This window comes from Neolewinella antarctica (assembly GCF_011927835.1).
GTDB classification, from domain to species: Bacteria; Bacteroidota; Bacteroidia; order Chitinophagales; family Saprospiraceae; genus Neolewinella; species Neolewinella antarctica.
Genome location: NZ_JAATJH010000005.1, coordinates 148,102 through 162,431 on the forward strand (window position 1 = coordinate 148,102; position 14,330 = coordinate 162,431).

Below are 14,330 nucleotides of genomic sequence, written 5' to 3' on the forward strand. Positions count from 1 at the left end.
AATTTCACCCTCAGATATTTCCGCAGGGTAAACACTTCCGGTCCCACTCAACCAATAATTCACCTTGATTATATCACCTTCGATTCGATATATACCCCAAAACCAACGCAGCTGAACCGAGTTAGCCCCTGAGTGCTTCGTCCTTATGTGATCATCTAAGTCCTCTAAGTCACTTACTCCCTCAATGGTGTTCGTGGTGTACACAACTCCATTTTCGTAAAAGAATAGAGCTATGTACCCATTTTCATATTTCGTGTAGAAATACCCATCCATTTTGATAGCTGGCTGCGAGTTATCACCCCTGATTATGGTTAGTTTTTCTGCGCTCGTACAGTGAAGAAGAAGATAACAAACTGTAAAAAGAGCTGTTAGTCTTTTCATATCGTTTAAAATGACCATAAAGAGTAAGGGTTTTGGAACGATGAAGCTTGAGAATAAAAAGTGCCAGGATAACCTGATGGCAATCTCCTGAAGTAAGCTTGTGGCCTTATCTTCTGATGTGCAAACTCGTTCTGAAATTTGTTCCTTATTCCCTCACTATTCCATCCGGCACGGTAACCGTTGTATCCCAAGCTAAGCGCGCCTAGGCGATACATATCAGCTTTTCCCGTATGGTATCCTTGGGGGTAACCTGATGAAGGGTCGGTAGGTCTGCCAGTAGGATCACCAGTAAACATATTTAATCGTAAATCAATACCTGCGTAACCTATAGAAACGGCGTTGCTTCTAAATCTATCTCCTCCGTCTTTCAACGCGTTTCCTGCTCCTCCTAGAAGATCGAAAGGTGCGTCATCGTTCTCATAAGCGACACTCACTCCTTTCAGGTTAGCACGAAATCCTGCCACTCGTTGTCCAATCCCGGCACCACTAGTAGCATTCGTATAGAAGCCCGCGTTCCAATCAGAATTTCCTACACTAAAGCCTCCGCCTAAACTAGACGTAAAGCCTTTGACGGAATTCGGACCCAAACTCATGTTTGTGTAACCTATCCCCGCGCCAATACCTGCACTGAAACCATTTGAACTATAGCTAAGTCCTGCATTGGCCCCAATTGAAAATCCATTGCTGCCAAAAGCGATTGCTGGAGAGATAGACAGGTTAAATCCCCCCCCAAGGGCAATATTAGCTGATGGCAAATGACTACTTACGGCGCTGCCAACTGCACCAAGATAGCCACCCGATAACGCACCTCCTATCGCTGCACCTGCCCATCCTTGAAAGAAGTTATCTCCTTTTGCAGAATTGATGATTCCATTAGTTGCTACTCCTACCGCAGCAAATGCTAAGAATGCAAAATCTCCGTTGGGGTCACTGTAAACTATGGGACTATTCCACATTGAGTTATAAGGAGAATGCCCCATAGCTCCCTCCGCTTTCGGATCCACCTGCCACCATCGCCCAATGACCGGGTCCAAAGTCCGATACATAGCCATATTAACCCCTAAGTCAAAATCATCAACGCGCTCAATACCGTTGTATTCATAAGCCGTATCGTCCTGCTCACTACCACCCATCCAGGGTCCCACCATTTTCATGCCAAACGGCAGGTAATGGTTCTCCTGAATGATTTCACTCGGAACATCGGGGATGCCGTTGTTGTTCAGGTCTGAATACAGCAGACGGGTGTTACCTAGGTGATCGGTTAAGGCGTAGTCGTAGCGGGAGCCGTTGCCCCCCATATAAACCCGACCTTCTGAGTGAGCAACTGATTCTATCAAGCCGTTCAAATACTCGATTCCACCGATGTAATCTCGTTTATCTACGCTGTGGTTGTTACGATCGAACGACTGCCGGGTAAGTAAAGTTCCCGAAGCACTGTAGGTCATTACTAAACGCTGGTTAGGAATGGCCGGCCACGTAATGACTTTTGGTAGATCGAGGTGGTTGTACTCAACTTCAATTTCCTTAGAAGGATCGTACGTCATGTTTCCGTTTCTGTCGTAGCGGTAGGTTCCGGAGTTCGGTTTGTACCCTTTGGAGGTTCCAGTATCATTGATCGCTCGTAACCGATTACTTTTTTGTCCGGAAGCACCCACGTATTTGTAGTCCAGCTTATCCATTGGGTTGTTCAGATAGAATCTATCGGATTGCCCAATATTTACCCCGTCTCGATCAAGCGTTTCGATATTTCCACGCTCATCATACGTTAAGCTCTCTCGATAATAAGGCTTACTCGTAGCGATACTAGCGGCGTGAGCACGCTCGTAAAACTTAGCTTCCATCATTTGATCCAAGTGATCGTACTTAATGCCGAACAGCTGTTGCGTTCGGCCGCGCACTTGCGAGACTACGTAGCTGATGTCGCCGTTACGCCGTACGGGAGCGGGTGCCGAACCACTTACCCGTGGAGCTTCGTCACGGTATAACTGCAAATAAAAAAGGTCTTTCTTACTGTAACCACTGGTAGAAGGCGCTCCTGGATTAGGAACGGTACCGAAGTCATTATGCCTGGGTAAGGCAACCTGTGAGCCAGTCAATCCACCTCTGACGGAATTAATTCCTTCCAGCATTCCATTTTCGAGGTAGAAATAATCTATTTTTTGTAACCAATCGCGCGTCCCGCCCGAAAGACCCGTATGTCCTTGGTATTTTGTCTTTACGTTACCTTTTTCATCGTACACTAATTTATTAAGCTGCCGTCGGCTACCGCTGCCAACCTTAAAATAGTTTTTAGTATTTCTTCCCGCGTGATCGTATTCATGATCGGATGTAATGGCCAATGACCCACCGTTGAGTCTTCGGTGATTGTAGGTAGAAGAAGTAAGATTCATAGCTCCGTCGTAGACGTAGCTGGTGGACTCCGAATTACTTAAATTCGGATCCAGGTGATTATTGCCCGTCTGACTTTGTAACTGACCACAGGTTGAGTATGTGTTCGTAGTCTGTAGCCAATCGTTAGCTGAACCAAGAATTTTGGTACTAACGGTAGCTACTTTATCCTTGTCCCAGATTTTAGTACCGTAAGTGGTTATAATGAGTGGCTCCGTAGAAATAATACTGCCGGAATTGGAAACCTTGCGCAATCCTTCCATAGTCACTCGACCCAATGCATCGTGATCGTAGACGTACCACTTGTTCTCCGCAAGTAAGTTGCCGTCACGTTGGGCGACTAAGAGGTCGCGGGCGTCGTACCGATAATAAATTCTGTCTTTGCCAGGAATTTTTTTTGATTTCAATTTGTCGGTACCATCATATAGGTAGCTATAAATTAATTTCTCATCCGCGACCGTAGCCCCGGGTGGTAAGACTTTGGATAGACGGCCCTTACCGTCGTAGAGATAATATGTGTCACGCCGTTTGTCGGTTTGATCGGCCCCGTTAGTGCGTCGGCTCAAGACTTTTTGGCCAGTTTTGTTCTGGAAAACAGCGAACTTGTTACCATTGCCGTCAATAGTCACTTGCTTTGTTAGTTCTCCCTTATTGTAAGGTGTATTAGTTCCTTGCTTACGTACTAAGTCCGAGGCGGTATTAACCCCGTATTCAAAACGTGTAGTAGCCCAATCTGGCGGGGTAACCGAGATTTTTCTGCTCAGTGGGCTGGCTTCGTAAGTGTGGGTAGTATGCGCGCGGGAGGTAGGAATTTTTTCGTACCCTCCCCAATAAGAGGAGTAAACGTGTGCGTACGGTTCGTAACTGCGCGCGACGCGACCGTACTGGTCGTAATCTACCCCGGATATGATACTTTCATCGTTATCCGGACCAAGACGATGACCAACGTTGATAATATCACGCCCAAGCCCGTCTTTGTACTGGCGGGTCAGAATATAATAGTATGGTTTCGACCCGGACACGTTGGTATAGTCCACCATTTTTTCTACGACATTGACTCCATCGTGACCGTGACGAAACCGGTAAATGTAAGTAGAAAGAATATTGGTGCAGTCGTCGGTTGTCGTGAGAAGGCGACCAAGCTTGTCGTAAGTGTAACTAGTAGTGGTGCCATCTACTGCGGTAACGGTAGTTAATTTATTACTGTTGAAACTTTCATAAGCATATGAGGCAGTATGACCACCAAATGTCTTTGACTTAAGTTTCTTATTTTCGTAGGTCAAAGTAGTGGCCCCCCACCCCTCATCCCGATATTCAGCTAACTGTCCCTCGGGGGTGTAGCGTAGATAGGTGGCCTTTAGCCGTTCATCGGAATCAGCCTCCTCTCCAGTAGCATCCCAGGTAGTTCCGTACTGATATGTTTTGTAGAGGCGGGGAATATCTAAGCGACCACTCGTCGACGAACTCGGCGAGGCGCCATCCGCCCGATAGTATCGATAATCGAGTCTCGTAGCGGCTACTTTGTCTTCTCCGTGGTACTGTTCAGTTATGTAAGGGAGATGTCGCAAGTTATACTTCGCGACGGCAGCACGAGCGACCGAAGAACTTGCTGCAAACTGCGTTACGATTTTTCGTTCAACACCATCACTGTCCGTCGTCTTTACTTCGTTCGGTAGTAGATTATTAGTATGGTAGCCGTATTCGGTTACCGTCGTTAAACCGTCGACGGTGGAGGTTACGAATTTAGGACGATAAATGGCTGTCCGGATTTGGTACCCTTTGTTATAAATTCTGTATATCAATTTTCTGGTCACATGATCGTAAGACGGGATGTTCGTACGTACTGCATACATTCTACCCGTAGCGGAGCTGTTGCCGAATACTTGATAAGTATCGCCTGGGTTTCTAGTAGTACTTGAGGTACTTACCACCTGACTACCTTCATCGTAACTAGACGATTCTTTCAAAGCACCAGACTCTACCCTGTAGGGGGCGGGAGTGGTAGGAAATTGCGTGGAAGGTTCGCTTTCGGGCTCGACGTTATATTTATACTCTTCGCTCCCTATACCATTCTTGTCCACCACTACTCGGGCGTAGCCAATGTGATATCCATCAAAACCTGAGAGAGGAGAGACGCTAAAAGAAGTAAAGAGAACGGAACGATCATTAAGTCCATGGACATACTTCGGTTCACGAGCCAGTCTACCACTTGAAAAATTAGCGCCATCGCCAGCCCGATAAGAATAGCTTTGAACGATGTCTTTATCGCCATCAATACCGTCATGGATGCGAGTGCTTTTAATACGCAAACCTCCACAAGTCACATTCGATGGATCCTGATCGTGCGTAATGTTGAATGATACGGTAGCGTTCCTAGCGATCACTTTAATCACGTAACTCTGGCCGGGCACCATCGGGCCGGCAGCAGTGGGGACGCCAACGTTGGGTAGACTGCCACTGCTGATGGCAGGCCTGAAATCGTCTGCGCTTTGAGAAATTCGACTGACGAGCGTTCCATCGGTGGTGTAAACCTCCACACTCCCGTGGGAGGCTCCAGCGGGTTGGGTGCCCTCGATATCAAGCCGTCCTTCACGATGTGGATCGACCTGTAGTTGCCACCGAGGGTTACTGGCCGGTGTAATAGTACTGTAGTAAGGGAAGATTGACTCTTCGGGACGATTCGTAGAAGTACTGGAAAAGGCGTCTTCCTCAAAAGCCGTTTTTCTTCCTCTTGCTTTGGCGTAGGTGTTGGCCTCGTATTCCAACTCCAAAGAGCCACCAGTGGGATAAGTAACTTTTTTCAACATACCGTCCTGCATAGCCGGACCATGAGAGTCTCGGTTCGCGCGCCCTAGAGTCGTCCAACCTACAATGGAAATACCGGCACCCGTTGGTGTAAGACCTTTTCCGTATTCATTTGCTCCCTTTGCGGGGTTGAAATTATAGTAACCCCAGTGATCAATGTTAGGGTTGCGAACGGTCGGTGCGAACTGAAGGCCGCCCTTACCGATACGGCCAATGTAAGTAAAATCCCACGTCGGCTCAGTGAGACTACCATCACAGGATTTTTTCTGAACGCTCTCCAATTTTAGTTTAGAATGGTGGACACCGGGAATGTTAGGGTAACGCTCATCATCCTGAAAATAGCTGTAATTAAGATCATACTTTATGCACGTATTCCCATCCGTAACCTTTACGCTCTCAATTGACTTAGCACGATCACCGTCACCGGTGGAGGTGCCGAGATCACGCCGCCCACCATAGGTAAATTCAACTTCACCAATACCGGAATTGCTGGTTATCCTCTTCGGAACTAGTGACCTAACACCGTAATAGGAGTCTGCACGGTCCGAACATAGCTCTTCATCTTCCAACCTGCCAGTATGTTTTCGGTACCGCACTGTTTCCGCACACGCCGCGGAAGCAAAGTAGGTGTAATTGGTACGAGCGTACTCAATGTCAATACGGTGCAGGCGATCCGGAGTCTCAACGGCGACTAGGTGCCAACCGACGAGCCGATCAATACCAGCAGGTTCTCGATTTTCTAACTCGACGTAATCGTATCCACCAGCATAAGTCTCACCAGCGTTCATTACTGTTCCAAAGTGATACCGGACACCGTCCGGAAGGGTCAGTAGGATTCCGTCAAAAGCTCTGAAACCCGGGGCAATCACATTGATACGGACGTCAGATTTTGGTATCATTTGTACCTGACGGTTTGCATCAACAAAAAATTTACCGCTGTATCCACTTACGGAATACGTGAAAATGTCTGGTTCCGTATCATAATCACGAAGCGAACGGCTAGATACCAAATTGCCTTTGTAGTAGTAACCTTTGAGAGGATCATTATCTGCTAAGCCCCGTATCGTTCGGCTGATCATTCCCCCCGCGTTTAAATTCCATCCCAGGCCCACACTACTTGCCGGCGAAGCGACATCATTACCTGCTGTATGGTACTGTAGAACTACGGGGAGGGATAGCGGCCCGTCCGAAATGGTATGGATCGGCACCGTGACGCTACCCGTGCCGGTGTAGTTGTTCACCGGAATATCGGCATACTGTCCGTAGGCCAGGGCGGCGGCCGACACGGCGGGACGCTGGCTCTGTGCACTAACGAGGCTGGTCGTCATTACTGAGTAGAACAAAAAAGTAAAAAGGGGGTATAGAAATTTCATGCTACGGTAAGTTGCGAGAATAAACTACTGGGTGTTAGAGGGAGGGTTAAATAGGGTTACTGCACCGTGATACGGCTGACCAGTGATTGGTCACCATCTGTGGTGACGGAAATGAAATAAACCCCTTGGGTCCAAGTGTCAGTGTTGATTCGGAACTTGAGTTCTCCTGTGTTTTTGTCCACTGCATGAATCAAGCGTCCTTGTGTATTGTAGACTTCAAGTTGTTTAACGCGCGTACCAGCCGGGCCGCCCTTAACTTCTACCGTAAAGGCAGCCTTCACTGGGTTAGGATAAGTACTCAGGTGCAGCTGTTCATCTTGTGAAATACTAACATTGTCAAGAGAGGTTCTACTAAATAAACTTTTAGCAATATTACATTCAGTCTGCGTCTTGAGAAGATTTCCTCGTGGCCCTCCTTTTGAGAGAACGGCACGCATCCAAGTAGCCTGCCCTTTGGTAAACATATGTAGTTGGTCATCATCACCCGCGTCCATGAAATTCATAGTCATTTCCAGAGGATTGCCCGGGCATGTGGAAATATGCCCGGGGCTAGTGGTCCCGTAATTAGGTCCATTATGAACTGGAGTGTCCACAATGCCATCGTCACCGCAAGGACCACCATCGCCCCAAATTGGTGTTAGGCCTAAGTAGGTACCAATCAGGTGAGTAAGCGTTTTACCTCGGTTGTAAGGAGCCACCGCAGTACCGAAACTACCGAAATAACGGGGGTCGATTACGATACCATCGAGTTTTTCATTTCCCAAAGGCATCTGTGCGAAGCCAACATTATTGTCCGGTAGCGGTGCAATCCAAACATTAAGGTATTTTTTAGTGTCGCGTACGGGGAGCCCCGAAATACTTGTTTTCAACAAACTCAAATCATCTGGTAGTTGACGGGTGACTTTTTTACGATCAATAGTATAAGAAAGTCGGTCTAAAGATTTTTGGTCGGGAAAGCAAAAGCGTATTTTGGTATCGATTTTTGCCCGGGCGAAAGTACCCTGTAAGTCTCTCTCATCGGTGGTAGCCGGTTCAGTTAGGCCAGCGAAATCTTGATTGAGGGATATGAGTTGTTCGGCCATTTGCTCTTCCGTTACCCGATTCGATGCATCATTGTAGAGAACGTGAAAAATGATTGGTACGGTGATCTCTTCCCATTCGCTTGACTCATCAAAACGTGGGATTAATTCATGCACCTTACGAAATAGGTCCGGATCAGCCTGATCATTTTTTCGAAGCGTATCATTATAGGCGACGGAGGTAAGCATACGGTATGGCCTCTTCTTCTGGGCGGTGAGGATTGAGGAAAGGAACAGACAAAATAATAGTAGAACTAGGTGGCGCATAAGGTTATTTATAATGTGGGTTACACAAAAAGATGTGCTAGTTTTATAATTCGCTGATCCTTTATGTAGGCATGATGAAAGAAAGGTCATCGATTGCTCTTTTTGCTATAGGATAGTGATCAATATGCAGATAAGAGCAACTTATCTAAAGTTGCAGCCGAAGTTATTCTATCTATCCAGAACAGAGATAAATAGGCACGTGAAAAAAGGGAATGCACGTAATTGACCGCTATGGCGCTATTACGAAATTAGCAGAGGGGTGTTGACAGACAATAGTATAGGGATTTTAATTCAGGTGTAGCAGTCTAAATAGAATTAGTCCACCAATTGCTTTTATAAGAATAGGCAAGTTTTCACTTGGCATCTCTAATATAGTTATTCTATTCACATGTATGAAAGAAGCCACTTGATAAGGAGAAAGAATCATGTCAAATCATAAATATTTAACATTTTATTTTACATAAGTCGTCATTCTGTCCGGTTTTTCGCCGCTAACTCAATAGCTTTTTCAAAATGAGTGAAATGGTTTTTTAACCGTAGGATGGCAATCGAGGAACTTTGCCTGGTCTAACAACATCATTTCAGTACCACCTAAGAAAAAGTAACAAATTAACCAATTAACTCAGCATCCAATTGCGATTTTGCCTTTTGCCGCTAGTAAGTTACCGAAGGCCGAGCGTACTGGATGACTAGCCGCGTCGCCGCACTTACTTCCCGCCCCACCCTGTCGATGGTCGGAGAACCGATGACGTCAATTATTTGCTCTAATTCCTCCGCATTACGCCAATGCATTGCCACCATTTCTTCGTAGTACCCTTCTTCTGGTTGACCGCTCCGGAAGATCCGGCCGCACAACTCCAAGCCCGGTCGCTCTAACGCTACAATTTTTTCGATAATATACCACGGTTCATGATGGAAAGTAACGGGTAAAAACCCGGCTATCAACTCCCCCCCCGCACCAGCGTCAGCGCCCAAAACTACCGCATCAACTGCGCCAACACCGTAGGGTCCTGAATCCGCCCATCCTCCGCTAAGAGCCGCATCTTAGCAATGATCTCGGCTGACTTCGGATCGTCGTCAACAAAAGGAAGGAAGATGCGGCCGCGGTGCTGGCTGTGTACCGGAATGATGCCCAACTGCAAGCCATTTTTACTCACCATGCCGCTACCTAGGTGCACGCTGTAGACACCGTGCATGCCTTTAATAATGAGGTGGCGCTCCTTCACTTCCACGTTATCCAATCTAAACAAGCGTGCCGACTCCCGCGCCAAAGCCGCCCGCATCTCCATGCTGGAGTGGCTGGCCTCCGGATCGACCTGGCCGGCGTTGGCGACACTGACGACCAGGTCCACGTCGCGCATCGTTTCGCTGAATAAAATGGGGTCCAGTTCGTCGAGCGCGACGGGCTTATAGTTTTTGCGGGAACGGAACGCAACCTCCTCCAGGGTAGGGGCTTCGATTTCGGCGGCGGAAAACCAGTCGGCCATGGCGTAGAGGGAAGCGACGACGCCGCGTTTGTAATCCACCTTTTGGAGGCCCGCATCGTGGTCGACCGTCCAGCCCCGGCCGGTGAGGAGCGCGATGGTCTTCTTAACCTGGATCTGATTACCCTGGTAGCGGCTGGATTTGTACTTCTCCTCCCGCTCGTTGGCCGTCAGTAAATACAGTTCGCGGAAGATCTGCTTGAAGGGCTGGACGAGTTGTTCGTCGAAGGCGTATCGCTGAAATAGGTCCCACTGCACGGTGGCGTAAAGATCGGTGGGGTGGGCGATGCGGACGACTTCGTCCGGCGCCAACTCGAAGGGCTTGCCCGTCACGTCGTTCAGGACGCCCCGGCTCCAAAAACCTGAAATTTGCTTTTTGGGGTGGAACAAGACGAGCTTCGCCAGCAAGGTCTTCACGACGGGGTGCTGGTTAATCTCCCCGATTTCCTCAACCGTAAAGGTTTGACCGTCGACCATCGCCTTTTCGAGCGACTGGAGGGTGCGGCGGTACTGTTTGCGCAGCTCGGCCTTGTTTTCCTTGAGCTTGATAATATGCTTGTGCTTGCGGAGCTTGGCGGGAATGGTTTTCTGGGATTTCCCGTCCTTCTCCACGAGTATGTCCGCCTTGCCACGGTCGTCGATGACCAGGCTCACGGTTACGTTATCAATTTCCACGACGGATTCCGCCATAATGGCCTGGGTCGACTGGCCTTCCATGATCCAACTGAAGCGGACCGGATCGTCGTAGCCGGCGTTGCGCGCGAGGTTCTCCACGCCGATCTGCACGGCCTTCTTTTCGCTCTCCTTCCGCTGGTTCCCGAACTGCTTGCTCTCGTGGAGGAACTGCTGGAACAACTCGTAGCGCCTGAGCAGATCCTTGCGGGGGATTTTCCGGCTGAGGGGCACCAGCCCGAGGCCCTTCACGTACACCTTATCGCGCTTGTCTTTGATCTTCTTAAGCGTCTCCGTGATCTTCACTTCACCGAGCATGATAGCTGAATAAAGCTTGACCTGGCGGTGGCCATTGCCGTCGGTGACGTACTTGGCGGCGTCGTGCAATAGTTTCCAGTTTTTCTTACCGACGGCAGCGTAAACCTCCGTAAACCAGTCGATGTCGATGGCGCCTTCCCGGAAATCGGCCATTTCGATGGGGCTGTAGCGGGCGACGATGCCGGCCTTCTGGTCATTGGAATATTCGCTCGCGTGGGCGTGAAACCACCAGACGGCGCTTTCCAGGTTATCGATCTTCAGCAGCTCGCCGATCCAGGGCGCCCACTGGGGGGCGTACATGGCTATTTCCAGCCAGCGTTTTGTGGTTACCTTGGTTTCCTTTGCTCGGCTGACGAAGCTTTCTTCGGTGTCGACGGCGGCCGGAACGGTCTTTTTGATCAACGCGCTGAACGATACTTTTTTGTTCGTGTCGAGGCCGTAGCTGTAGCCCCGGTGCAGGGTTTCCTTACCGAGGCGTTCGTTGAGCCGGATGAGGTAGTCCGCCCCTTCGATGCGGTCGATTGCGTTGGTGTATTTCGTAGAGTCGGTGCTCAGGTCGCCGCGGTCCAGTTCCAGGCGGAGGAGGTTGGTGACGAGGTCGTCGGCCAGCCCGAGCGGGAGGTGGGTCAGGATGTTCTTTTTCTTCGCGTTGACCCGTTCGGCGGCAAAGAGCTTTTGGAGGAAAGACGGTTCGTGGAGGCCGTGGATCAAGAGCTCGTCCTGGCTGACGATGCCCTTACCGTACAGGTAGGCGGCCAGGGCGGCATTGGGACTGACGCCCCCGTAGTAGTACCTAGTAATCGCAACGGTAATTACCTCGTGGAAGCGCTCGGGTGGGTAAACTGCTGACTTAGAACCGACGAAAAGAAATTGCTTCAGGTCGTAAAACTGGGTGAGCATGCCCAGATCGTGCTCGTCGTAAGCCTGGCTGTTCTGGAAAGTGTTGTGCCCGGGGTAAAGCGCTTCCGCCAGGCTGGTCCAGTGGCTTTTGATCTCTCCGCGCGAGCGGTCCCGGTTGGCGACGAGCGTCCGGTGCTCGTCCGGCCAGCGGGCGAGGATGTCTTCCAGGAGATCGACCTGGAACTGGTTCATGGTCGCGTGGTCGGCCCGGGCGTAGTAAAAAACACTGATGACGTTCGCCAACTGGCTCTTTAGCTTCTTACCGGCCCCCCGCTCACCAATTGTGATGTTCAATTCCGCGACCTCGGGGTAGTAATGTTTGCTGAACCGTTCGTACCAGGCCCGTCCGTTCCCCTGGCCCATTCCGTGGCAGTGCATGAGGGTGAAGAAGAGCTCGAAGTCGTTAAGATTGGTCGACTCATACCAAGCTTTAAATTGCTCCGCCAGTGGCAGGTCGTCAATCTTTTCGGCGTCGCTCAGGTCCTTATTATGGGGGTTCCGCCTGCTGATCTCATTGCCCAGCAGGTGGGTTTGCTCGTAGTTATCGTTGTACTTGACCGTGTATTCGTAGGTGGCGTTTTCCAGGACCACCTGGACCAAATCCAACAGCGCCCGGTGAATCTTTTTAGCATCGACGAAGTTGGCAAACAGAAAGGTTTCCGTGGCCCCGGTCAGCTTACTCAGCAAGCCGGATTTCTTCGGCGCGGTAAACTTCAGTTGCGGCTCGATGATCGGCCGCACGTTAGCGTAATCAATCACGCCGAAACCATTCTCCAGTGAAAATGAATCCTTGTTCGCCACCGGAGAGAACCGTTCCAACAGTACTTCTTCATTCTTGGAAAAATTAGGCCGTTCCCGGTAAGTGGCGATACTGTCGTCGATGTACTGCACCAGGCGGCCGCTCTCCTTCAGAACGCTCAGCACTTCCAGCCCCACCAGCCGCTGGTCTACGGATTTTGCCGGCAGCAACTCATCACCAAACTGGCGGATCATCGCGTCCGGCTGCTGCAGAATGATGCCAATCAATGCACCCCGTAGTTGCTTTCCCTTGCGGCGCAGCAAGTCGGTAATCACGGTAACGTCTTCGTCCACCAACTCCACATTGCGGAGCAGCGTTACCCCGGTCGCCATCACGCCGCCGCTGCGGTCCGTTAACGACTGGTGCATAACCGAACGGACCCACGGTTGGCGGCGGGTGTCCAGCTTAGGGTGAGCCTTCTCCGCATAGTTAAGCGACCAAGTGTAGTGCTTCGGAAACAACCTCCGCATCAGCGCTTCGCGGGAAGTGCTGGGGATCGCGGAAAGATCCTCGGCCAGCACCAGTAATTGCGCTTCGGAGGCTCTGCGGATGGCGACCTCGTAAAAGTATTCCGGCGTGACCTTGGGTGCGATCCAGTCAAATACCCCGGGGTCGAACTGTTTGCCGTCCTTCGGCAACGCTTTGGCGTGGGCGACGAATTTCTCCAGCAGCTCGTCGGTCATTACCCATTCGGCGGGCAAGTTCATCGCTACGTAGTAATCCAGCAACGGCCGTTCACCAAAAAATTCATTGGCCCATTCGCCCACGCGGGCGTGGGTGGCATTCGTCTGCGTGAGCAGGTACAGCGCGGCAATTTTTTTCTCCAGTGGTAAGGTGTACAGCGCTTCCGCGGCCACGTTCGTCGCTGAGTTAACGTCGCGCACGCCCGTCGCCCAGAGCGCGACGTAAAATTCCATGTTGTTGTCGCTCGCCAGGCCGCGGTCAGTGGCGGCTTTGCCCCCGTCGAGGAAGGCGTGGGCCATCCCCAGCGCCCGGTCGATCGTCTTTTTCTTCGGCGCTTCCCAGCCGAAGCCAAACCAGGTATCCACACCACGAATAACGGCGCTGAAGCGGGCCAGGTCGTTATCAAGAATCACTTTAATGAAGTGAGTAAAGGCACCGTAGCTACTCTGGTCGACGGTCTCGAAGATCGTCTGCCGTAGCCCTTCTTCCCGCTGGGCGGCGAGCAATAATTTCTCCACCAGCGCCCAGCTCTCCGGCTGGTCGGTCATCAACAATCCCTGGATCAGGGCACGGGTGGTGGCACCGATCTCGTCTTCTCCCTGAAAGATATCCCAGGCCAGTTCGTGTAGTGGCCCGCTGCTTCCTTCGGCCGTCAGCGCGCAGGCCAGTAAGGGACTCAAGCTTTCGCCATTATATTGAGTATACACAACGTAGCGCATCGAATCCGCCGCGTCGAACGAATGAAGCCCGTTGCTGCACAACTCGTAGAGGTCGTGGAAAACACTGATTTTCTTAACTAAGTAGTGCGCGGGGTTGGCGCTGCGGAACGGCCGCCGCGACCAGCCGTGTTGATAGGGTAAGCTGCTGAGCAAGTCCCAGGCGGGGGCGACGAAGGCTACCTTTTCCGGTCCGAAAAGCGCCGTGGCAAGTTGCTGCCCCTCCTCGGTCGTCCAGGGGTTTTCACCGACTTCGAAGTGCTCCAGAAAAAGTGCCTTGGGCTCCTTATTTTTTAGCTGGTAGTAATTCTTACGGATAGCTTCACTTAGGGCCGCGTACTTCGTCGAGAACCCTTTGGTCACGGAGAATTGCTCGGCTTTTCGCTTGTTGGCTTTGAAAACTAAGTCAGCTTGGGTGGCGGTGATCATGTCGGGTATTTTAATAGGTGCATTAGTAATATCTC

General features: G+C 50.5%; 4 protein-coding genes. All 4 read right to left on the reverse strand.

Annotated features, from left to right (window positions below):
- Positions 1 to 386 precede the first annotated feature (386 nt).
- Positions 387 to 6,947, reverse strand: a complete 6,561-nt coding sequence (locus tag GGR27_RS14780; protein WP_168038672.1) for a polymorphic toxin type 23 domain-containing protein — start codon at positions 6,945 to 6,947, stop codon at positions 387 to 389.
- Positions 6,948 to 7,003: 56 nt separating this feature from the next.
- Positions 7,004 to 8,293: a zinc-dependent metalloprotease gene (locus GGR27_RS14785; RefSeq protein WP_168038674.1), complete on the reverse strand. Its 1,290-nt coding sequence runs from the start codon at positions 8,291 to 8,293 to the stop codon at positions 7,004 to 7,006.
- Positions 8,294 to 8,947: 654 nt separating this feature from the next.
- Positions 8,948 to 9,085 (reverse strand): hypothetical protein, encoded by a 138-nt coding sequence (locus tag GGR27_RS14790; protein ID WP_168038676.1) that lies wholly within the window; start codon positions 9,083 to 9,085, stop codon positions 8,948 to 8,950.
- Positions 9,086 to 9,270: 185 nt separating this feature from the next.
- Positions 9,271 to 14,295, reverse strand: a complete 5,025-nt coding sequence (locus GGR27_RS14795) for a DUF4132 domain-containing protein (protein ID WP_168038678.1) — start codon at positions 14,293 to 14,295, stop codon at positions 9,271 to 9,273.
- Positions 14,296 to 14,330 lie beyond the last annotated feature (35 nt).

Bases quoted from the DNA above. Each gene is read 5' to 3' on its own strand.
- GGR27_RS14780 (WP_168038672.1), bottom strand. From the start codon at position 6,947: ATGAAATTTCTATACCCCCTTTTTACTTTTTTGTTCTACTCAGTAATG.
- GGR27_RS14795 (WP_168038678.1), bottom strand. From the start codon at position 14,295: ATGATCACCGCCACCCAAGCTGACTTAGTTTTCAAAGCCAACAAGCGA.
- GGR27_RS14790 (WP_168038676.1), bottom strand. From the start codon at position 9,085: ATGCATTGGCGTAATGCGGAGGAATTAGAGCAAATAATTGACGTCATC.
- GGR27_RS14785 (WP_168038674.1), bottom strand. From the start codon at position 8,293: ATGCGCCACCTAGTTCTACTATTATTTTGTCTGTTCCTTTCCTCAATC.